The 25353-nt window shown below is 63.7% G+C and carries 30 protein-coding genes, 1 tRNA gene and 1 riboswitch; of the genes, 17 read left to right on the top strand and 14 right to left on the bottom strand.

Annotated elements, in window-relative coordinates; genetic code table 11:
• Positions 1-8 precede the first annotated feature (8 nt).
• Together ACR0IR_RS11860 and ACR0IR_RS11855 are read left to right on the top strand one after the other, a co-directional pair.
• Positions 9-422: a group III truncated hemoglobin gene (locus ACR0IR_RS11860; protein ID WP_170364053.1), complete on the top strand. Its 414-nt coding sequence runs from the start codon at positions 9-11 to the stop codon at positions 420-422.
• Between the two features lie 115 nt (positions 423-537).
• Positions 538-1491 (top strand): DMT family transporter, encoded by a 954-nt coding sequence (locus ACR0IR_RS11855; RefSeq protein WP_170364052.1) that lies wholly within the window; start codon positions 538-540, stop codon positions 1489-1491.
• A gap of 70 nt (positions 1492-1561) precedes the next feature.
• Here ACR0IR_RS11855 and ACR0IR_RS11850 read toward each other — a convergent pair whose 3' ends face one another.
• Positions 1562-2674, bottom strand: coding sequence for an S-(hydroxymethyl)glutathione dehydrogenase/class III alcohol dehydrogenase (locus tag ACR0IR_RS11850; RefSeq protein WP_170364051.1), 1113 nt, complete (start codon positions 2672-2674; stop codon positions 1562-1564).
• A 130-nt stretch (positions 2675-2804) separates the two neighbouring features.
• On the opposite strand from ACR0IR_RS11850, the gene ACR0IR_RS11845 reads away from it, so the two are divergent.
• Positions 2805-3092: an I78 family peptidase inhibitor gene (locus ACR0IR_RS11845; RefSeq protein WP_170360393.1), complete on the top strand. Its 288-nt coding sequence runs from the start codon at positions 2805-2807 to the stop codon at positions 3090-3092.
• A 67-nt stretch (positions 3093-3159) separates the two neighbouring features.
• A complete protein-coding gene (locus ACR0IR_RS11840) occupies positions 3160-4812 on the top strand; it encodes a Y-family DNA polymerase (RefSeq protein ID WP_170364050.1) in 1653 nt (550 codons plus the stop codon).
• Between the two features lie 3 nt (positions 4813-4815).
• Here the strand turns inward: ACR0IR_RS11840 and ACR0IR_RS11835 are convergent, their stop codons facing one another.
• Positions 4816-5541 (bottom strand): SDR family NAD(P)-dependent oxidoreductase, encoded by a 726-nt coding sequence (locus tag ACR0IR_RS11835; RefSeq protein ID WP_170364049.1) that lies wholly within the window; start codon positions 5539-5541, stop codon positions 4816-4818.
• Positions 5542-5780: 239 nt separating this feature from the next.
• Here ACR0IR_RS11835 and ACR0IR_RS11830 point away from each other — a divergent pair, with 239 nt between their 5' ends.
• Genes ACR0IR_RS11830 through ACR0IR_RS11810 form a run of 5 tightly spaced genes read left to right on the top strand, consistent with a single transcriptional unit; the run spans position 5781 to position 9969 of the window.
• The gene (locus ACR0IR_RS11830) at positions 5781-7115 is read left to right on the top strand and encodes an NAD(P)/FAD-dependent oxidoreductase (protein ID WP_170364048.1); all 1335 of its coding nucleotides are present in this window, start codon (positions 5781-5783) and stop codon (positions 7113-7115) included.
• Positions 7066-7602: a hypothetical protein gene (locus ACR0IR_RS11825; RefSeq protein WP_170364047.1), complete on the top strand. Its 537-nt coding sequence runs from the start codon at positions 7066-7068 to the stop codon at positions 7600-7602. Before ACR0IR_RS11830 ends, ACR0IR_RS11825 begins: the two co-directional genes overlap by 50 nt.
• On the top strand, positions 7602-8825 hold the full coding sequence (locus tag ACR0IR_RS11820; RefSeq protein WP_170364046.1) for an MFS transporter: 1224 nt from the start codon (positions 7602-7604) through the stop codon (positions 8823-8825). Before ACR0IR_RS11825 ends, ACR0IR_RS11820 begins: the two co-directional genes overlap by 1 nt.
• The gene (locus ACR0IR_RS11815) at positions 8822-9439 is read left to right on the top strand and encodes a DUF3833 domain-containing protein (RefSeq protein WP_170360381.1); all 618 of its coding nucleotides are present in this window, start codon (positions 8822-8824) and stop codon (positions 9437-9439) included. The genes ACR0IR_RS11820 and ACR0IR_RS11815 overlap by 4 nt, the downstream gene beginning before the upstream one ends.
• An 8-nt stretch (positions 9440-9447) precedes the next feature.
• Positions 9448-9969 carry a DUF3833 family protein gene (locus tag ACR0IR_RS11810; protein ID WP_170364402.1) on the top strand — a complete coding sequence of 174 codons (522 nt, stop codon included), beginning with the start codon at positions 9448-9450 and terminating at the stop codon, positions 9967-9969.
• A gap of 38 nt (positions 9970-10007) precedes the next feature.
• On the opposite strand, the gene ACR0IR_RS11805 is transcribed toward ACR0IR_RS11810, so the two are convergent.
• A tRNA-Lys gene (locus tag ACR0IR_RS11805) sits at positions 10008-10083 on the bottom strand.
• A 211-nt stretch (positions 10084-10294) separates the two neighbouring features.
• Between ACR0IR_RS11805 and dapF the strand changes: the two genes are divergently transcribed.
• Together dapF and mtaB are read left to right on the top strand one after the other, a co-directional pair.
• The gene (gene dapF / locus ACR0IR_RS11800; RefSeq protein ID WP_170364038.1) at positions 10295-11137 is read left to right on the top strand and encodes a diaminopimelate epimerase; all 843 of its coding nucleotides are present in this window, start codon (positions 10295-10297) and stop codon (positions 11135-11137) included.
• Positions 11134-12390, top strand: coding sequence for a tRNA (N(6)-L-threonylcarbamoyladenosine(37)-C(2))-methylthiotransferase MtaB (gene mtaB, locus ACR0IR_RS11795; protein ID WP_170364037.1), 1257 nt, complete (start codon positions 11134-11136; stop codon positions 12388-12390). Before dapF ends, mtaB begins: the two co-directional genes overlap by 4 nt.
• Before the next feature lie 6 nt (positions 12391-12396).
• Here mtaB and ACR0IR_RS11790 read toward each other — a convergent pair whose 3' ends face one another.
• The 7 genes from ACR0IR_RS11790 to petA form a co-directional block, all read right to left on the bottom strand.
• Entirely contained in the window at positions 12397-12636 is a 240-nt protein-coding gene (locus ACR0IR_RS11790; protein ID WP_254441556.1) for a helix-turn-helix transcriptional regulator, read from the bottom strand.
• A 33-nt stretch (positions 12637-12669) separates the two neighbouring features.
• Complete coding sequence (locus tag ACR0IR_RS11785) at positions 12670-12918, bottom strand: hypothetical protein (protein ID WP_254441555.1); 249 nt, start codon at positions 12916-12918, stop codon at positions 12670-12672.
• The gene (locus ACR0IR_RS11780) at positions 12915-13490 is read right to left on the bottom strand and encodes a cytochrome b/b6 domain-containing protein (RefSeq protein ID WP_170364036.1); all 576 of its coding nucleotides are present in this window, start codon (positions 13488-13490) and stop codon (positions 12915-12917) included. Before ACR0IR_RS11780 ends, ACR0IR_RS11785 begins: the two co-directional genes overlap by 4 nt.
• Positions 13491-13496: 6 nt before the next feature.
• Complete coding sequence (locus ACR0IR_RS11775) at positions 13497-13748, bottom strand: PepSY domain-containing protein (RefSeq protein ID WP_170364035.1); 252 nt, start codon at positions 13746-13748, stop codon at positions 13497-13499.
• Between the two features lie 207 nt (positions 13749-13955).
• Entirely contained in the window at positions 13956-14741 is a 786-nt protein-coding gene (locus ACR0IR_RS11770) for a cytochrome c1 (RefSeq protein ID WP_170361312.1), read from the bottom strand.
• A gap of 18 nt (positions 14742-14759) precedes the next feature.
• Positions 14760-16091, bottom strand: coding sequence for a cytochrome b (gene petB, locus ACR0IR_RS11765; RefSeq protein ID WP_093964026.1), 1332 nt, complete (start codon positions 16089-16091; stop codon positions 14760-14762).
• Positions 16092-16103: 12 nt separating this feature from the next.
• Positions 16104-16664 (bottom strand): ubiquinol-cytochrome c reductase iron-sulfur subunit, encoded by a 561-nt coding sequence (gene petA, locus ACR0IR_RS11760; RefSeq protein ID WP_093964025.1) that lies wholly within the window; start codon positions 16662-16664, stop codon positions 16104-16106.
• A gap of 474 nt (positions 16665-17138) precedes the next feature.
• Between petA and ACR0IR_RS11755 the strand changes: the two genes are divergently transcribed.
• Positions 17139-17582, top strand: coding sequence for a c-type cytochrome (locus ACR0IR_RS11755; RefSeq protein WP_170364034.1), 444 nt, complete (start codon positions 17139-17141; stop codon positions 17580-17582).
• 17 nt (positions 17583-17599) lie between these two features.
• Here ACR0IR_RS11755 and ACR0IR_RS11750 read toward each other — a convergent pair whose 3' ends face one another.
• On the bottom strand, positions 17600-18214 hold the full coding sequence (locus tag ACR0IR_RS11750; RefSeq protein ID WP_170364033.1) for an FMN-binding negative transcriptional regulator: 615 nt from the start codon (positions 18212-18214) through the stop codon (positions 17600-17602).
• Between the two features lie 54 nt (positions 18215-18268).
• Positions 18269-18423, top strand: a riboswitch (FMN riboswitch).
• Between the two features lie 117 nt (positions 18424-18540).
• Between ACR0IR_RS11750 and ACR0IR_RS11745 the strand changes: the two genes are divergently transcribed.
• The 5 genes from ACR0IR_RS11745 to cobO all read left to right on the top strand — a co-directional run bounded on the left by ACR0IR_RS11745 (position 18541) and on the right by cobO (position 22458).
• The gene (locus tag ACR0IR_RS11745) at positions 18541-18981 is read left to right on the top strand and encodes a 6,7-dimethyl-8-ribityllumazine synthase (protein WP_170342850.1); all 441 of its coding nucleotides are present in this window, start codon (positions 18541-18543) and stop codon (positions 18979-18981) included.
• A gap of 94 nt (positions 18982-19075) precedes the next feature.
• The gene (gene aroC / locus ACR0IR_RS11740) at positions 19076-20176 is read left to right on the top strand and encodes a chorismate synthase (RefSeq protein WP_170364032.1); all 1101 of its coding nucleotides are present in this window, start codon (positions 19076-19078) and stop codon (positions 20174-20176) included.
• Positions 20160-20834 (top strand): HD domain-containing protein, encoded by a 675-nt coding sequence (locus ACR0IR_RS11735; RefSeq protein ID WP_170340853.1) that lies wholly within the window; start codon positions 20160-20162, stop codon positions 20832-20834. Before aroC ends, ACR0IR_RS11735 begins: the two co-directional genes overlap by 17 nt.
• A 32-nt stretch (positions 20835-20866) precedes the next feature.
• Positions 20867-21802: a DMT family transporter gene (locus ACR0IR_RS11730; protein WP_170364031.1), complete on the top strand. Its 936-nt coding sequence runs from the start codon at positions 20867-20869 to the stop codon at positions 21800-21802.
• A 56-nt stretch (positions 21803-21858) separates the two neighbouring features.
• Entirely contained in the window at positions 21859-22458 is a 600-nt protein-coding gene (gene cobO / locus ACR0IR_RS11725; protein WP_170364030.1) for a cob(I)yrinic acid a,c-diamide adenosyltransferase, read from the top strand.
• Positions 22459-22855: 397 nt separating this feature from the next.
• Here the strand turns inward: cobO and ACR0IR_RS11720 are convergent, their stop codons facing one another.
• The 3 genes from ACR0IR_RS11720 to ACR0IR_RS11710 form a co-directional block, all read right to left on the bottom strand.
• Entirely contained in the window at positions 22856-23221 is a 366-nt protein-coding gene (locus tag ACR0IR_RS11720) for a hypothetical protein (protein ID WP_170342836.1), read from the bottom strand.
• Positions 23222-23330: 109 nt separating this feature from the next.
• Positions 23331-24281 carry an AraC family transcriptional regulator gene (locus ACR0IR_RS11715; protein WP_170364029.1) on the bottom strand — a complete coding sequence of 317 codons (951 nt, stop codon included), beginning with the start codon at positions 24279-24281 and terminating at the stop codon, positions 23331-23333.
• Between the two features lie 108 nt (positions 24282-24389).
• Complete coding sequence (locus ACR0IR_RS11710) at positions 24390-25256, bottom strand: branched-chain amino acid aminotransferase (RefSeq protein WP_093964015.1); 867 nt, start codon at positions 25254-25256, stop codon at positions 24390-24392.
• Between the last annotated feature and the right edge of the window lie 97 nt (positions 25257-25353).

Genomic DNA, 25353 nt, shown 5'->3' with positions numbered 1-25353 from the left:
TCCCGACCATGTCCCGGCCCGTGCTGCCCCCACGTTTTCCCGCCACGCCCGACCAGATCCGGGCGCAGGTCACCGCGTTCTACGCCCGCGTCCGGCAGGACGCCGTGCTGGGCCCGATCTTCAACCGCCACGTCACCGACTGGCCCGCGCATGAGGACCGGATCGCCGCCTTCTGGCGCAACGCCATCCTGTTTGAGCGCGGCTACAGCGGCAATCCGCAGCGCGTGCATATCGAGCGCCCGGACGTGAAACCCGAGATGTTCGCCCATTGGCTGGACCTGTTCGAAGAGGTCGCCCACAGCACCCTGCCCCCGGAAACGGCCACGCCTTGGGTGGCGATGGCCCGCCGCATCGGCGCGGGGATGCAGGCCGGTGTCGCGGCCGCCCGCCAACCGGCCGGGGCTCCGCCGATCCTGCGCTGAACGGCCGGCCCCGCGGGGATGTTAGCGGTAAAGTTTGGACTATCCGACTCTGCCGATTGGGTCTAATCAGACCTCAGACACCTGCCACAGCATCCAACCGCCCGAGACCAGCCAGATGAGCACACAGAACTCGACCCTGCAGGGACTTGGCTTTGCCTTTCTCGGGTTTGCCGTCTTTGCCACCCATGACGCACTGATCAAGACGCTGGGCGGCACCTATTCCGTGCTGCAGATCATCTTTTTCGCCACGCTGTTTTCCTTTGTGCCGATGGCGGTCACGATTCTGGCGGACAAGGCCACCGGAAACTTCCTGCCCCGCCATCCATGGTTGGTCATGCTGCGCTCGGGGCTGATGGTCACGGGGATGTCCTGTGCCTTCTACGCCTTTTCGGTCCTGCCCCTGGCCGAGGTCTATTCGCTGCTGTTTTCCTTTCCGCTGATCGTCACCGTCCTGTCGATCCCGATACTGGGCGAGGTCGTGCGCGCCCAACGCTGGGCCGCGGTGGGCGTGGGTCTGATCGGGGTGCTGATCGTCCTGCGGCCCGGCGCGACCGAGATCACCCTGGGCCACCTTGCCGCCCTGACGGCCGCGTTCTGCAGCGCCTTCGCATCCGTGCTAGTGCGCAAGATCGGAAACGAGGAACGCTCGGCCGTGCTGATCCTATATCCGATGCTGCTGGCGATCGCGGTCATGAGCCTTGCGCAACCGGCGGTCTATCAGCCGCCTTCGCTGATCCATCTGGCGATGATGGCCTTGGTCGGCGTGTTCTCGGTGATCGCCCAGCACCTGATCATCCTGGCCTATCGCGCGGCGCCCGCCGGCGTGGTCGCGCCCAGCCAGTACAGCCAGATCATCTGGGCCACGATTTTCGGCGCGGTGTTCTTTGGGGAAAAGCCCGACAAATGGGTGGCTGTGGGGGCCGCGATCATCATCGCATCGGGCATCTTTGTTGTCTGGCGCGAAAGCCGGGCAGACGTGTCCACGAACAAACCAGTTCTACGTGTGCGTTCGCCACGCGTAGACACGGGCGCATCAGCAAGACCGAAGTCCAACACCGACCAGTCTTGAGCTGGGCCGCCACAAAAAAAACGGCGCAGATCGACTGCGCCGTCCCATTTTTGTCAAGGTGACCCAAGCCTCAGTAAACCACCACCGACCGGATGCTTTCGCCCTTGTGCATGAGGTCGAAGCCGGTGTTGATGTCGTCCAGACCCATGGTGTGGGTGATCATCGGATCAATCTCGATCTTTCCTTCCATGTACCAGTCGACGATCTTGGGCACGTCCGTCCGGCCACGCGCGCCTCCAAAAGCGGTGCCGCGCCACGACCGACCGGTGACCAGCTGGAACGGACGGGTCGAGATCTCGGCCCCCGCAGGCGCCACGCCGATGATGATCGATTCGCCCCAGCCCTTGTGCGCCGATTCCAGCGCCGCGCGCATCACCTGCACGTTGCCGGTGGCGTCAAAGGTGTAATCCGCTCCGCCCTTTGTCAGGTTCACCAGATAGGGGACAAGATCGCCCTCGACCTCGGACGGGTTCACGAAATCGGTCATGCCGAATTTTTTGGCCATTTCGACCTTGGCGGGGTTCAGGTCAACGCCGACGATCTGATCGGCCCCGGCCAGACGCAGGCCCTGAATCACGTTCAGTCCGATGCCGCCCAGGCCGAACACGATGGCGCGGCTGCCGATCTCGACTTTGGCGGTGTTGATCACCGCGCCGATGCCGGTGGTAACACCACAGCCGATATAGCAGATCTTGTCGAACGGCGCGTCCTCGCGCACCTTGGCCAGTGCAATCTCGGGCAGAACCGTGTGGTTCGAGAAAGTCGAGCATCCCATGTAATGCAGGATCGGATCCCCATCCAGCGTCGAGAAACGCGAGGTGCCGTCGGGCATCAAACCCTTGCCCTGCGTCTCGCGGATGGCCTGGCACAGGTTGGTCTTGGGGTGCAGGCAGTATTCGCACTCGCGGCATTCGGGGGTGTAGAGCGGGATCACGTGATCGCCCGGCTTCAGGCTGGTCACGCCGGGGCCGACCTCGACCACGACGCCCGCGCCCTCGTGGCCCAGAATGGCCGGAAACAGGCCTTCGGGGTCGGCGCCCGACAGGGTGAATTCGTCGGTATGGCAGATGCCGGTGGCCTTGATCTCGACCAGAACCTCGCCCGCCTTGGGGCCTTCGAGGTTCACGTCCATCACTTCCAAGGGCTTGCCCGCCTGAACGGCGACGGCGGCACGGGTTCGCATGTTGCTTGTCTCCCTGTCTTGTTTGACCCGACCCTGCGTCAAATACAGGGTGTTTTCAACTGCGCTTTCATGGCAGTCTCTGTAAGCTTTTGATATTTCAGAAACGACATTGCCGAAAAGAGGAGCGCCAATGTACCGGTTCATCCCGATCCTGATCGTCCTGGCCGCCTGCGCCGAAACCGACCTGCCCGAACCGGGCTCTGCCGAGCTGGATGCCGCCCCGGTGGATCTGGCCTTCTGCAAGGGCGAACCCTTTGCCCAGTCCGTTGGGCAACCGGTCTCGACCATTCAGGCCAGCCTGCCGGAACGGAGCCGCGTTCTGGGCCCTGATGACATCGCCACGCAGGATTACCGCATCGACCGGCTGAACGTCTATGTGAACGGAGCCGGGGTCATTCAGCGGCTGACCTGCGGATAAGGGCGGACTCGACTCGGGGTATGATTCTCAGATAAGAACAAAATGAGAACATTTTGATGTCTGCCCGATGCCCAAACGCCGAATACTCTCGTTGTGGTTTCCCCGTCTGGGGGCCGAACGGCTGATCCGCGCCGCGCGGGGCCTGCACTCTGGCCCGCTGGCGGTGGTGGCCGAACAGTCGAACATGCAGGTCATCACCTCGCTGAACACTGATGCACAGGCCGCCGGTCTGCGCGTGGGCCAGCCGGTGCGCGATGCCCATGCCATGTGCGCGGCCCTTGTCACTCGCCCCCGCAACGCTCCAGCCGAGGCCGCTTTTCTGACCGCGCTGCGCCGCTGGGCGGGCAAGTTCAGTCCCTGGGTCGCCGAAGAGGCGCCCGATGGCCTGATCGTCGATCTGTCGGGTTGCGCCCATCTGTTCGGCGGGGAAGAGGCGCTGCTGGACGTGATCGAGACCGACTGCGCCGACATGGGGCTGAGCGTGCAGATGGGCATCGCCGACACGCTGGGCGCGGCCTGGGCGCTGGCGCGTTATGCCGGGCAAGAGGCCACCTCGGACCGCAATGGCGACGCCATTTCCCAAGAGGCCCGCGCCACCCGCGCCCGCGCCGGCAAGCGGCGGCACTGGACCAAGGGCGGTGCCGCGCCGCAGGTGGTGGCCGCGGGCGGCGGGGCCCGGATCGCGCCGCCGGGGCAGGCCTATGGCGCGCTTGCCCCCCTGCCCATCGCGGCGCTGCGGCTGGACGACCAGACCGTGGCGCAGCTGAACCGGCTGGGCCTGCGGCGGATCGGCGATCTGCTGGGCCAGCCGCGTGCCGGTTTGGCCCGCCGGTTCGGGCGCGGGCTGGTGCTGCGGCTGGATCAGGCGATGGGCAGCGCGCCCGAGCCGGTCTCGCCCGCGCGGCCCCCGCATCACTTTGCGGTGCGGATGACCCTGCCCAACCCGATCGGTCTGGCCGAGGACGTGATGGCCGCCATCGACCGGATGCTGCCGACCCTGTGCGCGCGGCTGGAAGAAAAGGCGCGCGGGGCGCGGACCCTGCGGCTCGAGGCGCACCGCACCGATCAGGCGGCCGAGATCATCGAGATCGGGCTGGCCCGGCCGAGCCATGACAAACACCGCATTCGCCCTTTGTTAGAGATGAAAATCGACCAGATCGACGCGGGCTATGGCATCGACATGCTGCGCCTTGCGGCGGTGCAGACCGAGCCGGTGCATGCCCGCACCCTGACCGGCCATGCCGAGGCCAGCCGCGCCGTGCGCAACCGGCTGGAAGGGAACACGGCGCTGGACGATCTGATCGGAAAGCTGGGCGCGCGGGTGGGGCTCGAGGCGATCACGCGGCAGCACCCGGCGGCCTCGCACATCCCCGAGAAAACCGCACAGACGCTGGCGGCGGCCTGGTCGGAACCGGCGCGCGACTGGCCCGCCCCGCCGCGCCCGCGCCCCCTGCTGATGTGGCGGCCCGACCCGGTGATGGCCCCCGACCGCCCGGATGTGCCCGCCAATTTCCGCTGGCGCGGGCGCGACTGGCACCTGGCGCAGGCCACCGGCCCGGAGCGGATCGCCCCGGAATGGTGGCTGGACGACCCCAACTGGCGCAGCGGCGTGCGCGATTACTGGGTGGTGGTGACCGAACAGGGCGAGCGGCTATGGCTGTTCTACGGCCATGGCGGCACCATGTCGGCGGGCTGGTTCTGTCAGGGACGCTTTGGTTAGAGTCTATTTTCCACGATAGACCAGAAGATCCGGAAGGTAGTCGATCAGCCGGATGACCCACGAAAACGGCGCCGGAAAGTCGGTACGGAAGCGCCGGCGCGCCATTGCGCGCAGCACGCGCTGCGCGGCGTCTTCGGGCTCCATCAGCATCGGCATCTTGAAGCTGTTCTTGTCGGTCAGCCGGGTCTTGATGAACCCCGGATTGACGATGCGCACCGTCACCCCGGTTCCGGCCAGGTCATGCCGCATCGTTTCGGCCAGCGAGATCAGCGCCGCCTTGCTGGACCCGTACCCGATCGCCGCAGGCAGTCCGTGATAGCCCGCCAGCGACCCGATCAGGGTAATGTCGCCACGCCCCGCCTTCACCATGGCCGGCACGGTTTCCCCCAGAACCCGCAGCGCGCCTGAATAGTTCACGTCGCTGATGGCCAGCGCGGCTTCGGTCTTCCAGTCCTGCGCGCGCATCGGCTCATAGGCCCCGGCGTTGTAGACCAGACCATCGACCGGGCCGATATCGGCGACGGCGCGGCGCACCTGCGCCAGATCGGTCACGTCCAGCGGGACTGCGCGGGCATGAGGCAGCGCGGCGCAGATCTGCTCAAGCCGCTCGGCATTGCGTGCGGACAGCACAAGGTGCGCGCCCTGACCGCTCAAGCCTTCGGCCAGCGCCCGGCCCAGACCTTCGCTGGCGCCGATGATCCAATAGGTTTTTCCGTCAAAACTGCTCATGCCGCGCGGTTCACATGTGCCGACGCGTGAACAGCCGCGGTCTTGGGTTGGGTTGTCTCGATCATAACACCTTTCATTACGCGGACGGGCAGGCCCCGGATCACCAGCAGCCGCGATTGATGCAATCCTGACGCACTGCCGGCCGATCAGCGGGAAACAGGGAAAAACATGGCCCGGATTTGATCCGCTACGGCCTACCCTGCGTATCTTATTGTAAAATGTCGCATAAAGAGGATGGCATGTTCGACGAAACCCGGGGCGTACGGAAAAAAATCGCAATTGTAGGCGCAGGCATCTCAGGATTATCAGCGGCTTATTACCTGTCAGAGAGCCACGACGTCACCCTGTACGAGGCCGAACCCCGTCTGGGCGGACATGCCCGCACGGTGATGGCCGGCCGCAATGGTGATCAACCGGTCGATACCGGGTTCATCGTCTTCAACTATGCCACTTACCCCTACCTAACCAAGCTGTTCGGTGAACTGGACGTGCCGGTCATCAAAAGCGAGATGAGCTTTGGCGCCACCATCGACAATGGTCGCATCGAATATGGCCTGAACAATCTGCGCACGATCACCGCGCAGAAGCGCAACCTCGTGCGGCCCTCCTATTACAAGATGATCGCCGACATCCTGCGCTTTGGCAAAGAAGCGCCCGAGGCCGCTCGGGATGATGACACCACGATTGGTGAACTGGTTGACCAGATGCGGCTGGGCCACTGGTTCCGCAACAATTACCTGATGCCGATGTGCGGCGCGATCTGGTCCACGCCGGTAGAGTTCGTTGATCAGTTCCCGGCACGGTCGCTGGTGCAGTTCTTCCGCAACCACGCCTTGCTGTCCAGCAAACGCGGCGCCCAGCACCAGTGGTGGACCGTAAAGGGTGGCAGCATCGAGTATGTCCGCCGGATCGAATCCGCTCTGCGCGGCCGGGGTTGCGACATCCGCCTGGGCGCACCGGTCTCGAGCGTCGAACGCGACGCCTTGGGCGTGACCGTTCAGGCGCAGGGGCGCTCGGATCAATACGACGAGATCATTCTGGCCACCCATTCCGACCAGTCGCTGGCCATTCTGGGCCAGAACGCCACCGCCGACGAGACCGCGGCCCTGGGCGCGATCCGCTATCAGCCGAACCGCGCGGTTCTGCACTGCGACCCCAGCCAGATGCCGCGCCGCCGCGCCTGCTGGTCCAGCTGGACCTACCGCTCGCAGGCGGGCAACGTGGGCGTGACCTACTGGATGAACCGGTTGCAGAACATCCCCGAAAGCGACCCCCTGTTCGTCACCCTGAACCCGTCCTCCGACATCGCGCCCGACAAGATCTATGACGAGGTGGAATTTGCCCATCCGGTGTTCGACAAGGCCGCGCTGAAAGCGCAGGGCCAGATCCGGGAAATGCAGGGCCGCAACCGGACCTGGTTCGCCGGCGCCTACAACCGGCACGGGTTCCACGAAGACGGAATCGCCAGCGCGATGCATGTGGTCGGGCTGTTGAACGGCGATCCGCAAACCATCGGAGCTGAAAATGCGATACCTGATCCAAGCGTCGCTGTCCCGGTTACGGCCAGCCCGTAACGCAGCGATCCTGAGCCTGGTTCTGCTGGCCCCTGCCGGGCTGGCGGCCACGCCCGTCACCAACGTGCTGCCCGATGCCGAGCTGCGTGGCACCGCCACCTTCCGGTTCCTCGGTCTGCCGATCTACGACGCGCAGCTGTTCACCAAAGGCGGCGGCCCGCTCAGCTGGTCGCAGGATTTCGGCCTGAAGCTGACCTATCGGAAATCGTTGAAGCAGAAGGCGCTGATCGAATCCACGCTGGACGAGATGGCCCGGCAGGGCAACAGCGCCCCGATCGAGGCGCAGTTGAAAACCTGCTATCAGGCGGTCGGCGCCGGTGACAGCTATCTGGCCGTCACCAAAGGCCCCAACGCGATCGAGTTCTGGCGCAACGGTCGCAAGACCTGCACCCTGTCCTATCCGGGGATCAAGCGCAGTTTCATGTCGATCTTTCTGGGAAACAACACCCGGTCCGCCGCCTTTACGCGACAGCTGCGGGGTCAGTGATGCTGTATCCGCGTGTCAGCCTCTATGCGCTGATGCTTGCTGCGGCGGGTATCCCGCTCTACATCCACCTGCCGCGCTTTGCGGCGGTGAACCTCGGGATCGGCCTGGGCGTGATCGGTACGGTTCTGCTGCTGATCCGACTGGTGGATCTGGTGCAAGACCCGCTGATCGGTTGGGCCATTGACCGCTGGCCCGGCGGGCAGATGGGCTTTGCCGTCTTGGCCGCAGGGGGTCTGGCAGTGGGTTTTCCGCTGTTGTTCTCACTGCCACAGGGGGCGAGCGTCGGCGCCCTCGTGACGATCCTGATCCTGCTGTTTTCCGCCTACAGCCTGGGCACGATCCTGCTTTATGGTCGCAGCGCGACGCTGGCGAAACAGGCCACCCCGCGCGAGTTGATGACCCTCGCCGCCTTTCGTGAGGGCGGGCAACTGGCCGGCGTGGTCCTTGCCGCCAGCGCACCGGCGCTGTTCGTCGCCTTGGGCGCGGGCGCGCAGGGCTATCCGACATTCGGGCTGTTTCTGGGCGCGCTGGCGCTGGTCACCATGGTGCTGACATTGCCGATCTGGCGGCGCGCGCCCGTCACCGGGCAGGGGCTGTCGTTCGACGGGCTGGGTCAGGCCGGGGCCCTGCGTCTGTTGGCGCTGGCGCTGGTCAACAGCTTGCCGGTTGCAATCACCTCTACCCTGTTCCTGTTCTTCGTCGAAGACCGGCTGCAATTGCCGGGCAAGGCCGGGCCGCTGCTGATCCTGTTCTTCCTCAGCGCCGGTGCCACAGTGCCGCTCTGGGCGCGGCTCAGCAACCGGATCGGCCCGAAACAGACTCTGATCATCGCGATGCCGCTGGCCATTTTGGGCTTTGTCGGCGCGGCCATGCTGGCGCCCGGCAACCTGGCCGGGTTCGCGGTGATCTGCCTGGCGTCGGGGGCGGCGCTGGGGGCGGACATGGTGGTTCTGCCGGCCATGTTCTCGGTGGTGCTGACACGCGCGGGGCTGAATGCCTCGGCGGCCTTCGGTATCTGGTCTTTCGCCGGCAAACTGGGGTTGGCATTGGCCGCATTCTTCACCCTTCCGCTGCTGGAACGCAGCGGCTTCGTGCCCGGTCAGACAAATTCGGCGCAGGCGTTGGAAACGCTCAACCTGGCTTATGCCGTGCTGCCCTGCATCCTGAAACTCGGCGCGTTCGGAATGGTCCTGACGTTGCCTACAGAGGTACCCGCAAAATGACATTCCTTCTGATTGCCGCACTGGCCGTATTGGCCCTGATCGCGGTCAAAACCCGCCTTCTCAGCTTTCGTGCGCAATCGCCGTCGGACTATGCCGGAACCGGCCCCGACTTCTCGTTGAAAGACAATCTGAACGGGGAAATCCTGTCCGAAGGCCTGATCTACGGCCCGACCGGCAAGATGTCGAACAGCTTCGTGGCGCGCATGATCGGGGAATGGAACGGCAATTCCGGCACCCTGACTGAGTATTTCACTTATTCGAACGGCAAGCAGATGACCCGCAAATGGTACCTGACCATGGGCACAGGCAACAGCTTTACCGCAACCGCCGACGACATCGTCGGCGAAGGCCGCGGTGTGATCTCGGGCGCGACGGTCAAGCTGACCTATCGCATCGTTCTGCCCGAAGACGCCGGAGGCCATACCCTGGACGTCACCGACTGGATGTACCTGACCGAGAGCGGGGCGATCATGAACCGCTCGGAAATGCGCAAGTTCGGCCTGAAGGTGGCCGAGTTGGTCGCCACGATGCGCCCCGCCCCGCCGGAAAAGACGGCGCATGTGCCCGGCGCAAACGGTCATGACCGAACCGCCGACCCGAGGGCTCTGCAATGACCCGACTCATGAAACGACTGGCCTTCGCGTGCCTGCTGCTGACAGCGGCCTGTGCCTTCAAACCGAAAGTTCCGACCACTTTCCTGTCGGACCGCCAGCTGAACCTCGAAGAGTTCTTTGAGGGCCACACCGTGGCCTATGGGCAGTTCCAGGACGTTCTGGGCAATATCCCCCGCCGGTTCACGGTAGACATCAACGGGACATGGGATGGCCAGACCCTGACTTTGGTCGAAGACTTCGTCTATGACGACGGCGCCACCGAACAGCGCATCTGGACCCTGACCAAAACCGGCGAGGATACATGGACCGGCACCGCACCCGGCGTTTTGGGCACCGCGTCAGGAACCGAGCGCGGCGACACGTTCAACTGGAAGTACCGCATCGACCTGCCGGTGAAGGACGGCACGATGCGCGTCGATTTCGACGACTGGATGTGGCTGCTGGACGACGACCGACTGCTGAACCGCGCCTATGTCTCGCGCTTTGGCATCCGGCTGGGCGAAGTCGTGCTGTTCTTCGAAAAGAAGTAACCGCGCGGCGCGGCATCTTGGTCAGTCTTTGGAAAAAGTGGTGAGCCGTGCAGGATTCGAACCTGCGACCCACTGATTAAAAGTCAGTTGCTCTACCAACTGAGCTAACGGCCCACTCTTTTCATCGGATCGTTGCGATCCGTGGCGCTGTCTAAGGCATTTTCCCGACCGGGTACAAGCCCTTTTTCGCACCGCGTTCCGCCTGAAATCATTATGTTCCCGGCGTCCCGATAGGCGGCCTAATTAGGGTTGAGGCGGCGGGGGGTCAACCCCTTTTTTCAGGAATCTTCGCGCCGGGCTGGATTCATGTCTGCGGCAAGGCTATATGCCCGCCATGCAGCAACGATCCGACACCGGTTTGCCCTTCATGAAGATGCACGGGCTTGGCAATGACTTCGTCATTGTCGACGCGCGCGCGCATCCAGTGCAGATCACGCCGGCGCTGGCGCGCGGGATCGGACACCGGCAGTTCGGGGTCGGATTCGATCAGCTGGCCGTCATCGAAAACGGCGAATCGGATGCACATCTGGTGTTCTACAATGCTGATGGGTCGATCTCGGCCACGTGCGGCAACGCCACCCGTTGCATAGCACGGTTCCTGATGCAGGAAAGCGGCAAGTCCGAATTGACGCTGACCACCAGCCACGGCACGCTGCAGGCGCGGGACGCGGGCGACGGGCTGACCTCGGTCAACATGGGGCACCCGCAGCTGGAGTGGGCCGATATTCCGTTGGCCGAAGAGGTGGATACGCTGGAACTGCCGATTGAAGGCGGACCGGTGGCTACCGGCATGGGCAACCCGCATTGCACCTTCTTCGTCGAAGACGCCGAGGCGATTCCTCTGGCAGAGTTCGGCGCCCGCTATGAGCATCACCCGCTCTATCCCCAGCGCACCAATGTGCAGGTCGCCCAGATCATCGGGCCGGATCACATCCGTATGCGCGTCTGGGAACGCGGCGTGGGCATCACGCTGGCCTCGGGCTCGTCGTCCTGCGCCACCGCCGTGGCCGCGGCGCGGCGCGGCCTGACCGGGCGCAAGGTGCGGATCGAGTTGGACGGCGGCACCATCTGGATCGACTGGCGCGAGGACGGCGTCTGGATGACCGGCCCCACCTGCCATGTCTTCTCGGGCACGCTGACGCCCGATTTCCTGAGGACGCTGGGATGAACCCGCCGAAATTCACCACGCTGGGCTGCCGGCTCAACGCCTATGAGACCGAGGCGATGAAAGAGCTGTCGCAGCAGGCCGGGCTGACGGATGCGGTGATCGTGAACACCTGCGCCGTCACCGCCGAGGCCGTGCGCAAGGCCCGGCAGGAGATTCGCAAGCTGCGCCGCGAAAACCCCAACGCCCGGCTGATCGTCACCGGCTGCGCCGCCCAAACCGAACCTCAAACCTTTGCCGAGATGGACGAGGTCGATGCGGTGATCGGCAACACCGAAAAAATGCGCCCCGAGACATGGAAGGGCATGGCCGCCGATTTCATCGGCGAGACCGAGACGGTTCAGGTCGATGACATCATGTCGGTCACCGAAACCGCCGGCCACCTGATTGACGGATTCGGCACCCGCTCGCGCGCCTATGTGCAGGTCCAGAACGGCTGTGATCATCGCTGCACCTTCTGCATCATCCCCTATGGCCGCGGCAACTCGCGCAGCGTCCCGGCGGGCGTGGTGGTGGACCAGATCAAGCGGCTGGTGGACCGGGGCTACAACGAGGTCGTGCTGACCGGGGTCGACCTGACCTCATGGGGCGCCGACCTGCCGGCAAGCCCCAAGCTGGGCGATCTGGTCATGCGCATCCTGAAACTGGTGCCCGACCTGCCGCGCCTGCGCATCAGCTCGATCGATTCGATCGAGGTGGACGAGAACCTGATGCAGGCCATCGCGACCGAGTCGCGCCTGATGCCGCATCTGCACCTGTCGCTGCAGCATGGTGACGATCTGATCCTGAAACGGATGAAGCGCCGCCACCTGCGCGACGACGCCATCCGCTTCACCGAAGAGGCCCGAAAGCTGCGCCCCGAGATCACCTTTGGCGCCGACATCATCGCGGGCTTTCCGACGGAAACCGAGGCGCATTTCGAGAACTCGCTGAAACTGGTGAGCGACTGCGACCTGACCTGGCTGCACGTCTTTCCCTATTCCAAGCGAGAAGGCACGCCGGCGGCGCGCATTCCGCAGCAGGTCAACGGCAAGGTCATAAAGGAACGTGCGGCCAGGCTGCGTGAGGCGGGTGATGCGCAGGTAGCCAGGCACCTGGCGGCCCAACTGGGCAAGACCCATCACATTCTGATGGAGAATCCTCACATGGGCCGGACCGAGCAGTTCACCGAAGTGACATTTGCGAACGCGCAACCCGAAGGGCAGATCGTGACTGCCGCCATCACCGGGGTTCGCGATCAGCAGCTGGTGGCCTGACGTCTCTCAGGCCGGCCCGTCAGTCGCCAGAAGCTCTTCCATGAAAACGCTGATCAGTTGAGCGCGCCCGTCCACGCCGGCTTTTCCATAGATCGAAGCCGATTGCGCGCGAACGGTACCCACGGCGCGGCCTCGGATCCGGGCGATATTCTCATTGTCGACGCCCTTGAGGATCAACAGGCCCACTTCGCGCTCGGCGCTGGTCAGGCCCCAGCGGGTAAAGAAAGTGTCGATCACGGCGCTCATTTCTCCCTGCGCCGCGCGCAGTCCTTGTTTTGCCTAGTCCATTCGCGCCAGCAATCGGCGCAGCTCGAGCATGAAGAACAGGACGCCAAGGCAAAGGACGGTCGCGACCAGGGATTCCAAAACGAGATGTGCCAGGGGCTCGCTGCCATCGAGGTCCAGAATGGCGTCGCCCATGTAGAATGCGGCGCATAGACCCTGAACCACGATCATCGCCGCCATCAGAACGGCCCGGCGTGCATCCGCATCGCCGGACCGCAGGTTTTCGGTGATCCATTTGATCATTTGGTCGACCAGCCATCAGGAATATTCTTGTCTCCTGATACCATGGCTTTGACCAGAGCGACACCGGTTCGACGTTGGTTCAAAAGCACGCCAAGCACGTGCAGAAGAACGCTGAGGATCAGCCAGTTGAACGCCAGCTCGTGCGCATCCTCGACCCAGCTCAGCCCGAAGAAGGCCGCGGTACCTATCATGATGCCTGTGGCGCAGATGAAGCCCAACGTCATCCAGATGTTGTAGACCATCAGCGCGCCCAGAGGATTGTGCGACAGGTGAACCGACCGGTCGCCCCGGACGGTGTCACGCACATGTCGGACCGCAGCATTCGGGCTGAACGGAAATGCCGAGAACCTGGCCGGTGCCGGCCCAAGGACGCCCCAGGCCAAGCGCAGCAGAACCAGCCCGAGCACGGCATAACCGACATATTCATGCAGCAGCCCCTCGGGGTCGGTCACAGCGGCGTTGAGCACAATGCCCAGAACCACCGACCAGTGGATCAGGCGGACCAACGGGTCCCAGACCCGGATGGTGCGGGCGCCCTCGCGCCCGCCCTGGTGCTGGATGGACTCGGACATTGCCAGTCACTTGTCCTCGATCTTTTGGATCTTGCCGGACGCGGGGTCCACATAGACCTCGGCCATCTGTCCGTCTTTCACGACATAGGCCTCGATTTCACCGTCCTCCATTTCGATCTTGCGCACGTCATAGCCAAGCTCGGTCAGAGCGGCGCGCACCTCGGTCTCTGTCTTGCCCAGTTCCGTATCCGGCACCAAGTCCAGAGCCAGAACCGGAGTGGCCACAAGCAACGCGGCTGCAAGTATGGGTAGTTTCATGTCGGGTCTCCTCGGTTTCGATCCTGCGTCAGACCGCCTGACGCTGTCGAAAACCTGCGCAGCCGACCCCGCCGGCGCCATGCGCATTCCGCTTAAATGCCGTGAATAAGCCCGTGCTGATGCTAGGTTCGGCGAGTTTCCGACCCCAAAAAGAAAAAACCCCGCGCCATGCGCGGGGTTGTCTTGCTTTTGCAGGTGACCTTCAGGTCAGACCGACTTTTTACCTTTGACCGGCGCCCACAGACGTTTGTTCACCAGGTAGAGAAGCACCGACATGATGGTCAGGAACAGAACCCCAACAAAGCCCGAGGCCTTGCGATCCATCATTTTCGGTTCGGCGGCCCACATCAGGAACGCTGCGACGTCCTGGGACATGGCCTCGACGGTGTTTTCGTGTCCGTCGGCAAACTCGACCTGTTCGTCAGACAACGGCGGGCCCATCGAAATCCAGCCGCCCGGGAAGGCGGTGTTTTCGTACAGGATCGTGCCGGCCTCTTCTTTTTCCTTGCCAGTATAGCCGTCCAGCAGCGAGGCGATGTATTCAGCGCCACCCATGCCTTTGACCAGCTGGTTGATCCCCAGACCGTAGGGGCCGTGGAAGCCTGCACGTGCCTTGGCCATCAGGCTCAGGTCAGGTGCGCCCACGGCATCGTTGGCCGGGAAGTGATCGGTCGGCCTAGCCGGGCGGAAATCGTCCAGCTCGGGATCGAACACCTCGAACGAGCCGGCGGCATAAGCGATGACTTCTTCTTCCGAGTAGCCCAGCGCCGTGAGGTCGCGCAGCGGTACATATTTCAGACCGTGGCAGGCCGCGCAAACCTCGGTATAGATCTGCAGGCCGCGCTGAAGCTGGTTCTGATCGTAAGCGCCAAAGGGCCCTTCGAACGAGAAGTCGAAGTCCTCGATATGCTGCTCGCCGCCTCCGGCCGCGGATACCGCAGCAGGAGCAAGGGCGATGGCAAACGCGGCACCGATTGCAAGTTTCTTGAACATGGTTTCCGGTCCCTCTTCTTACTCGGCCGGCGTGGCGTCGGCGTCAGCCTTGCCATAATGCGCGTTGAAGTCTTCTTCGATGGTTTCCGGCTGGGCATCGGGCTTTTCGATGACACCCAGGATCGGCAGGATCACGAAGAAATAGGCGAACCAGTAGGCGGACGCGATCAGCGAGAAGGTCGCATAGGGCTCTTCCGCCGGCATCGCACCCAGCCACATCAGGGCAAAGAAGTCGATGACCAGAAGGTAGAACCACCATTTGAACATCGGGCGGTACTTGCCCGAACGCACGGTCGAAGTGTCCAGCCACGGCGCCAGCGCCATTGCCAGGATTGCACCGAACATCGCCAGAACACCAAAGAACTTGGCGTCGATGATGCCGCCGGTGATGAAGCTGGCGAACTGCACGACCCAGACTTCGCTAGTGAAGGCACGCAGGATCGCGTAGAACGGCAGGAAGTACCATTCGGGCACGATGTGCGCGGGCGTGACCAGCGGGTTGGCTTCGATGTAGTTGTCCGGGTGACCCAGGTAGTTCGGCATGAAGCCGACGATTGCCCAGAACACGACCAGGATGACGGCCAGCGCGAACAGGTCCTTGATCACGAAATAGGGCCAGAACGGCAGCGTGTCTTTCTCGGCCTCGGCTTTCGACGTGCGGCGAACTTCAACACCCGTGGGGTTGTTGTTGCCGGTGGTGTGGAAGGCCCAGATATGCACGATGACCAGCCCTGCGATGATGAAGGGCAGCAGATAGTGCAGCGAGAAGAAGCGGTTCAGCGTCGCGTTGTCGACGGCCGGTCCGCCCAGCAGCCAGGTCTGGATCGCTTCGCCCACGAAGGGGATCGCGCCGAACAGGCCGGTGATCACGGTGGCGCCCCAGAAGGACATCTGACCCCAAGGCAGAACATAGCCCATGAAGGCGGTGCCCATCATCATCAGGTAGATCAGCATGCCGATGATCCAGGTCACTTCGCGCGGCGCCTTGTACGATCCGTAGAACAGACCGCGGAAGATGTGGATATAGACCGCCACGAAGAACAGCGACGCGCCGTTCATGTGCAGATACCGCAGCATGTAGCCGCCATTTACGTTGCGCATGATGTGCTCGACGCTGGCAAAGGCCAGATCGACATGCGGGGTATAGTGCATCACCAGAACGATGCCGGTGACGATTTGCAACGCCAGGCAGAAGGTCAGGACGATGCCCCAGATCCACATCCAGTTCAGGTTCTTCGGGGTGGGGATCATCAAAGTGTCGTATAGAAGACCGACAATGGGCAGACGGCTGTTCAGCCACTTCTCGCCGTTGGTCTTCGGTTCATAGTGATCGTGCGGGATACCGGACATGAGCGCGTCTCCTTAACCCAGCTTGATGGTGGTTTCGTCGAGGAACTCGGCGACCGGGATATGCAGGTTTTCCGGAGCGGGACCTTTGCGGATACGGCCCGCCGTATCGTAGTGCGATCCGTGGCACGGGCAGAACCACCCGTGGAAATCACCGGCGCCGTCGCCCAGAGGAACACAGCCCAGATGGGTGCAGACGCCCATCATCACCAGCCATTCGCCGGCTTCGTCCAGCGTCCGGTTTTCGTCGGTCGCGGGCAGGTTCGGCTTGTTTTCGTTCCGGTCGTTCTGATCCGGCAGATCCTCCAGCGGCACTTCGCGGCCCCAGTTGATCTCTTCTTCGGTACGGCGACGAATGAAGACGGGCTTGCCCAGCCACTTGACCGTGATCTGGGTGCCGATCTCGACGCCGCTGACATCCACGCGGATCGAGGACAGCGCCTGAACGTCTGCCGAGGGGTTCATTTGGTTGACCAGGGGCCACACGGCGGCTCCCGTTGCAACGACACCTGCGCCGCCGGCGGCGTAGTAGAGGAAATCTCTGCGGGTGCCTTCGTGGTCTTCTGCGTGGGACACGAGGTTTTCTCCGATTCCAGCGCCCGGCTACGGGCAAACATGCATCAGCACCGCATCAAAGCGGCGTCTCATCGCGGGTATCTAGCTGGCGGAAATCGGTTCGTCCAGCGGTCATAGGCGCGCACTACGCCGCATCTGGGCATTCATGTCACAATGAAGGGGTCATTTTTCAAGAACTTCCTCGGGTGTTGCGAAAAACGCCGTTCGAAGGCGCGAATCACTTCGCAGGTGATTCTCTGACCCTTCGCCACGGCTATCGCCCGTGGCCCGGCCGAGCACCTGTTCACTCGGGTACCCAGCGCGAGGCATATACGACAGCGACCGGACCGCGCGGCTCCGGGACCGGGAAAACCATGTAAACATCTATTTTAAAATCATTTTTTTCGGTTGCGTTGCGATGAATTTCCCGGTTGCGACCCCGGGGTTTTTCAAGCAAAGGCGGCGGGCGCGCGACCGACCTGAATGAGGACCCAAATGACTTTGTTTAAAAATTCCATTCTGCTGCTCGCGTTCACCGCCGCACACCACGCCGCCGCCGAAGGCGACGCCGCGCGCGGCGAGAAACTCTACAACCGCTGCTCGTCCTGTCACGCCATCATCAAGGATGGCGAGGTTCTGATCAAAGGCGGCATCACCGGCCCGAATCTCTATGGTGTGGTCGGCAGGGCCGCCGGAACCGAAAACGACTATCTGAACGGCAGCGAACGGCTGCCCATCGGCATGTTCACCGATGACATGATCCGCGCCGGTGAAAACGGCCTGGTCTGGACGCAGGAAAACATCGCCGCCTACGCCCGCGACCCGATCGGGTTCATCCAGGACTTCCTGAAGGACGAGACCGCCCGCCCGAACATGAGCGTCAAGCTGAAGACAGGTGCCGAGGATATCGCCGCCTATCTGGCCACGTTCACCGACTGAACCCAACCCGGCGCCGGTCAACTGTCCCGCATCAGGGCGGCCAGTTGACCAAGCTCGGTGCCGATCCCGGACTGCTCGACATTCTCGGCCGCGGCCAGTCGCGCCGCCTCGGGCTTGTTCTGGTTCAGTTTCCAGGTGCCGTCGATCTGGGTGATCTGCATGCGGCAGGGCACGATCATGCGCATCATGCGCTCCAGCGCCGCCGGGTCCATCTTATCGGCGCGCCAGGGCGGTTTGGGTTGCAGCCGCTGCTCAAAAAAGGCCGATTGCCGATCCAGAAGATCGCGCAGCCGGTCCTGGGGCTGCAATTCCAGCCGGCCTGTCAGGTGGACCGCCACATAGTTCCATGTGGGCACCTGATCCGCGACCCCGTACCAATCGGGCGAGACATAGCCGTCGGGCCCCTGAACCGCGATCCGCGCCTCCTGCGGGTTGGCCAGCGCCCGCACGATCGGGTTCGAACGCACCAGATGCAGTTCGGCCACCGCGCCATCCTCGGACAGCAGAAAGGGCACATGGCTGATCAATGGCGGGCCGTTGACCGACAGCGCCAGTACGCCGAATCCCCGGCTGCGGGCAAACTCCACATGGCGCGCGCGGTCCTCGGCGCGAAAGGCTGGGTTGGGGTGCATTGCCGTCCTCCTGCAGACAGGTCTTGCAGATCGCGCGCACGCTTGGCAAGGTCGCGCCGTTCTCAGGGCGGGGCGGAATTCCCCACCGGCGGTATGCGGGCCCAGGCCCGCCAGCCCGCGAGCGGCTCTGTCATCCAACCGGCAGAGTGTCAGCAGATCTGGTGAGAGGCCAGAGCCGACGGTTAAAGTCCGGATGAAAGAGAACGAGCAGCGCGCCCCGCCAAGGGCGCGTCTGTCCGTGATCGCCTTGGGTGACGTGTCATGCCGCGCTGGCAGCGAAACCGTTCGCACCCGCCAGCAGGCCACCAAGCTGAAAGGAGATCACGATGACACACACCCGCTATGCTTTCGTCAAAGCCAACTGGCATGCCGATATCGTCGACCGCGCGCTGGACGGTTTTCTGGAGCTGATCCCCGCCGATCAGGTCGATGTGTTCGACGTGCCGGGCGCGTTTGAAATGCCCCTGCTGGCCCGCGACCTGGCCCGGACGGGCCGCTATGCCGCCGTGGCCTGCGCGGCCTTTGTCGTCGATGGCGGCATCTACCGGCACGATTTCGTGGCGCAGGCCGTCGTTGACGGGCTGATGCGCGCGGGGCTGGAAACCGGCGTGCCGGTCCTGTCGGTGTCGCTGACGCCGCACCAGTACCAGGAAACCGACCATCACAACGCCATCTACCGCGCGCATTTCGTGGAAAAGGGGCGCGAGGCGGCCCGGGCGGCGCTGAAAATCGTCGAAACCCGCGCGGCACTGACCCGTGCTGCCTAAGCACACTGGGTTGGGGCGGCGATGTCTCAACCGCAAATCCGCTTGAGGCGGCAGGCTCTCGCCGTTAATCACGACCCTCAAAGGAGCACGCCCCATGTCGATGAACAGCTTTGGACACCTTTTCCGCGTCACCACCTGGGGTGAAAGCCACGGCCCCGCGCTGGGCGCCACGGTGGATGGCTGCCCGCCCGGCGTCCCAATCGACGAGGGCATGATCCAGCACTGGCTGGACAAGCGCAAACCGGGGCAGAACAAGTTCACCACCCAGCGGCGCGAGCCTGATCAGGTGAAGATCCTTTCGGGCGTGTTCGAGGGACAGACCACCGGCACCCCCGTCCAGCTGATGATCGAGAACACCGATCAACGCTCGAAGGATTACGGGGACATCATGGAAAAGTTCCGCCCCGGTCATGCCGACATCACCTATTGGCAGAAATACGGCATCCGCGACTATCGCGGCGGCGGGCGCAGCTCGGCCCGGGAAACGGCGGCGCGGGTGGCCGCGGGCGGGCTGGCGCGCGAGGCGATCAAGCAGATCGCGCCCAACGTGCAGATCACCGGCTACATGACCCAGATCGGCCCGCACCGGATCGACCGCACCAACTTTGACTGGGCGCAGATCGAACAGAACCCGTTCTGGACCCCGGATGCACAAGCCGCCGAGGACTGGGCGGCCTATCTCGATGACCTGCGCAAATCCGGCAACTCGGTCGGCGCGGTGGTCGAAGTGGTGGCGCGCGGCGTTCCAGCGGGCCTCGGCGCGCCGGTCTATGGCAAGCTCGACACCGATCTGGCCGCGGCGATGATGTCGATCAACGCGGTCAAGGGCGTCGAGATTGGCGAAGGCATGGCCGCCGCCGAACTGACCGGCGAGGCCAATGCCGACGAGATTTTCATGGGCCAGAACGGCCCGCAATACAGCTCGAACCATGCAGGCGGCATTCTGGGCGGTATCTCGACCGGGCAGGACATCGTGGTGCGTTTTGCAGTCAAACCGACCTCATCGATCCTGACCACGCGCAAGACCATCACCAAATCGGGCGAAGAGACCGAGATCATCACCAAGGGCCGCCACGACCCCTGCGTCGGCATCCGCGCCGTGCCGGTGGGCGAGGCGATGATGGCCTGCGTGATCCTGGACCACCTGCTGCTGCATCGGGGCCAGATCGGTGAGAACCGTGGACGGATTGGCTGAGCTGCGCGACCGCCTACGCGCGGTCGTCGCGCAGCGGATGATCACCGACCCGGCCCATGACCTGGCCCATCTGGACCGTGTCTGGGTCAATGCCCGCGCCATCGCCGATGCGCAAACCGACAGGACCGTGCTGCTGGCGGCCTGCTATCTGCACGATCTGGTAAACCTGCCCAAGAACGACCCCGACCGACACCTGGCCTCGCGCCGGTCGGCCGAGGAGTCCGAGCCTGTTCTGCGAGACCTGGGCCTGAGCGATGCCCAGATCGCCGCCACCCGCCACGCGATCGAGGCGCACAGTTTTTCCGCCAACATCCCGCCCGAGACGCCCGAGGCGCGCATCCTGCGCGATGCCGACCGATTGGATGCGCTGGGCGCCATCGGGATCGCACGGAATTTCTCGGTGTCCGGCGCTTTGGGGCGGACGCTCTATGATCCGGCCGATCCGTTCGCATCGCACCGGCCGCTGGACGATCTGCACTATTCCATCGACCACTGGAAGGTGAAGCTGCTGGCCCTGCCCGACGACATGCTGACCGAAGCCGGACGGCAGATCGCTCAGCAACGGGTCCGGCGCATGATCCGGTTTCTGACCGAATTTGCCGAAGAGATCGGCAGCCCGCTGCCCGACAGCTGGACACGCCCCAATCCGACCCGTTGATCTTTGCCGCGCAAAGGCGCAGGGTCGCGCCGATGGCCCAATCCCTGACCTCTCATCGCCCCGTGCTGGCCGTGACGCTGAAACTCAGCGCGCTGTTCCTGTTCACGGCGATGTCGGCGCTGGTCAAGGCGCTGTCGGCGGATTTCCCGCCAGGCCAAATGGTGTTTTTCCGTTCGCTTTTCGCGGTGCCGGTGATCGTGGCCTGGCTGATCTCGCGCGGGGAACTGGCGCAGGGCTTTGTCGTCAGGAAACCCATGGGCCATTTCTGGCGCGGGGTGCTGGGCACCACCGCCATGGGCCTGACCTTCACCGGACTCAGCCTGCTGCCCCTGCCCGAGGTTACAGCGATCGGCTATGCCACTCCGATCTTCACACTGATCCTGGCGGCGCTGCTGCTGGGCGAGCGCATCCGCCTGATCCGCATCGGCGCGGTGGCGATCGGGCTCTTGGGCGTGCTGATCATGATCTGGCCGCGGCTGGGCTCGGCCGATCTGGGCACCGGCGCCACGATCGGCGCGCTGTGCGTGCTGGGCGCGACCGTGGCCCGTGGCTTCGTGCAGATCCACATCCGGCAACTGGTGCAGGTCGATCACCCCGCTGCGATCGTCTTCTATTTCTCGATGACCGCCACGCTGCTGTCGGCCTTGACCGTGTTCTGGGGCTGGACCGTGCCGGCCCTGAACCAGCTGCTGATCCTGATCACGATGGGGCTGATCGGCGGCGTCGCGCAGATTCTGGTGACCTCGTCCTACCGGTTCGGTCAGGCCTCGATGCTGGCGCCCTATGACTATACGTCGATGCTGTTTGCCATCTTCATCGGCTATGTCTGGTTTGACGAACTGCCGACCCTGGCGATCCTGCTGGGGGCGGCGCTGGTGATCGCCGGCAATGCGGTGGTGATCTGGCGCGAACACCAGCTGGGTCTGGAACGCGGCAAGGCGCGGTCGCTGACCGATCACAAACCCTGACTTTACCTTTCGCGCCCATCGCCTAGGTTGGCGCGGACAATCAACGAGGTTTTGCCATGAGCGACGCACAGGACCACAAACAGAAGATGCAACAGGTGCAGGCCCAGCACCGCAAGAAAGTGTCCGAGGCCGTGGATCCCGGCCGCGGGCTGGTGCTGATCAACACCGGCAAGGGCAAGGGCAAATCCTCGGCCGCCTTCGGCGTGGTGATCCGCGCATTGGGCTGGGGCCAGAAGGTCGCCGTGGTGCAGTTCATCAAGGGCAAATGGAAGACCGGCGAGCGGCGGTTCTTCGAAGACCGCGATCTGGTCACGTGGCACACGATGGGCGAAGGCTTTACCTGGGACACCCAGGACCGCGACCGCGACATCGCCGCCGCCACCGCCGCCTTCGACAAGGCGCGCGACCTGATGGCCAGCGGCGACTATGACCTCGTGGTGCTGGACGAGATCAACATCGCCCTGCGCTATGAATACCTGTCGGTGGACGCGGTGATCGAGGGGCTGAAGGCCCGCTCGGACCGGACCAGCGTGTTCCTGACCGGGCGCGACGCGCCGCAGGCGCTGCGCGACTATGCCGATCTGGTCACCGAAATGACCGAGGAGAAGCACCCGTTCCAGGCCGGCATCAAGGCCCAGCGCGGCGTCGATTTCTGATCGGTCAACGCGGAGCGGCACCACTTGCCGGTGCCGCCGGTGTTTTCCGGGGGACGGTGGCCGTCCGGGCGTCCGCGACCCCGGCCGCCCGATCACGGCATCCGTCCTGGCATTTGCAGTCCAGGTAGGCCATCAGGTCGCCATCGGCGCAGCACCCGCTGCCAAGGGGCAGGTCTGAACTGGACAGAAGTTCAAGTATCGGGTCGCGCATCGCGTGGCCTTTCCGAAATCGTTTCCGAGACGGTGGCGCGCCCTCGCGGGTGTACGGCTTGGCGTGCAGGCCGTCTCGGAATCAAAGGCTTGATACCGGGGTATCTGGCGTTGGGCTAAAACTGACAATTTCTGTCGGACTTTTCAAGACCAAAATTCGCCCCGGCCGAATGGCCGGAGCAAGGGGTCAGGCGGTGGCTGTCTGGTCGGGCGCGCTGAGCGAGATTACGGCCACCACGGCGGCGCCATTCAGCCAGTAGTAGACCGCATCCAGACCGGTGAAGCCGAACAGGCTAGGCGCGAACAGGAAGGTGAGCCCCACCAGCAGATCGACGGCCAGGTGAAACCTGTAGGGCAGCACGCGCCAGACGCCCAGGTGATGATCCGTCAGCACCGTCAGCATGAAAGCCGCCACGCCGGTGGCCACCGAGAGCCACAGCGCAATCGGGTTCGACGCGCCCAGTCCCAGAAGAAATGGCAACCCCATCAGGGCCAGGGCAACCGGGTAGTCCAGATAGGCATGAATGGTGCGGGTAACGAAACGCAGAGACATGATGTTTCCTTTCCTTGATTGAGGACGGATCAAGGATATGTTCGCCATCCCGAACGTAGCAGCCCAGATCGTTTGGAATACCTTGCAGATCGTCCGCCAGTTTGCCGGATCAGTGCATCGCCCTGTAGGCGGCTGGAGACAGGCCGATCTGCTTCTTGAACACCCGCGAAAACGCCGCCTCGGAGGCATAGCCGACCTGAGCCGCCGCGTCGGCCACGTTCCAGCGGCTTTCGATCAGTCCGTGGCAGGCGATCTGCATACGCCAGTCGGTCAGGTATTGCATGGGCGTAGCGCCCATCTTCTGGGTGAACAGCTGTGCGAAGGTCGTGCGCGACATGCCGGCTTCACGCGCCAGCGATGCCACGCTCCACTCGCGGGCCGGGTCCCGGTGAAAGGCGCCCAGCGCGCGCGAGATACGTGGATCGGCGAAGCCCGACAGGGCCGCATCGGTCGGGCTTTGATGCTCCAGATAAGCGCGGATCGCCTGGGCGAACAGAACCTCGGACAGTTTCAGCGCGATCAGGTCCCCGCCGATCCGGGCGCCCGCAACCTCGGATTCGATCATCCGCAGCGTTGCCTCGATCCAGGCCCCGGCGGATTCGCCGTAATTCTCGATCAGGATATAGGGCGGCAGGCGGTCGATCAGCATATGCCCGGTGCCGCGCCGCCCGGCCGGACCGGCAAACGAGAAATGCCCGCAGATCAGTTGCGTGTCGCGGTCCTGCTCGGCTCCGCCATAGACCAGCACACCGTCACCTTTGTAGCCGGCCCGGTCCAGGACCTGCTCCAGCGGCAGAGCATCCACGGGCCGGACCTCGTTGCACAGCAGCGCATGCGCGGCCCCGTGCGGGATCAGGATCAGATCCCCCTGCCGCAACCGCAGGGTCTCGCCGGTGGTGGACACATGCACCTTCAGCTCTCCGCGCTGGACGAAGTGAAACCGGGCGACGTTTTCGAATGCAGGCACCTGCACGCCGAAGGGCGGCGTGAACGAGGTCCGGAAATACAGGGTGCCCCGCAAAGACAGGCGCGTCAGGATATCGCTGAGCAGGTCCAACATGCGCCAAGGATACGGATTCGCACCCGATCGTCCAGCGCAGCGGACGATCTGCAACAAACCCAGGACGGGCGGCAAGGCCGGTCGGCCACCGCCCGAGCGGATGTCGGATCAGCTGCGAACCAGCTGTTCGTAATCGTTGGCGATCTCGCGGGTCAGGTCGCCGACCTCGAAGGTATACTCACCGATCTGGCCCACCGGCGTGACCTCGGCCGCGGTGCCGGTCAGCCAGCACTGTTCGAATTCGGCCATCTCCTCGGGCAGGATGTGGCGTTCGTGGACGGTGATGCCTTTGTCTTTCAGCATCTGGATCACCGTCTGGCGGGTGATGCCGTTCAGGAAGCAGTCGGCCAGCGGTGTATGCACTTCGCCATCCTTGACGAAGAATACGTTGGCACCGGTCGCCTCGGCCACATAACCGCGATAGTCCATGAACAGCGCGTCCGAGCAGCCCTTGGCCTCGGCCTTGTGCTTGGAGATGGTGCAGATCATGTACAGCCCCGCCGCCTTGGCATGGACCGGGATGGTTTCCGGGCTGGGCCGCTTCCATTCAGCGATGTCCAGCTTGGCGCCCTGCATCTTGGCGTCGCCGTAATAGGCGCCCCAGGGCCAGACCGCGATGGCCATGCGCACCGGGTTGCGCGCCGAGGCCACGCCCATGTCCTCGCCCGAACCGCGCCAGACCAGCGCGCGCACATATGCGTCCTTGAGGCCGCTTTTTTCAAGCGTTTCGGCCTTGGCCGCCTCGATCTGATCGACGGTGTAGGGCATCGGCATGTCCAGCGCCTCGGCCGATTTGATCAACCGCTCGGAATGTTCGCGGCTTTTGAAGATCTTGCCGTTATAGGCGCGCTCGCCCTCGAAGACCGAGCTGGCATAGTGCATCGCATGGGTCAGGACATGCACCTTGGCATCGCGCCAGGGCACAAATTCGCCATCCATCCAGATGACACCGTCACGATCGTCATATCCCGCCATCCGAAACCTCCTGACCCGGGCCATATTTCCGATTGTTGCGCCACTTAGGTCCGACCCGGACACAAAATTGCGCAAAAACTGCGATTCGATACCTGTC

The organism is Ruegeria sp. CF2 (assembly GCF_056537385.1).
The sequence above is the reverse complement of the archived record's forward strand: the minus strand, read 5'-3'. Positions and strand labels throughout refer to the sequence as shown.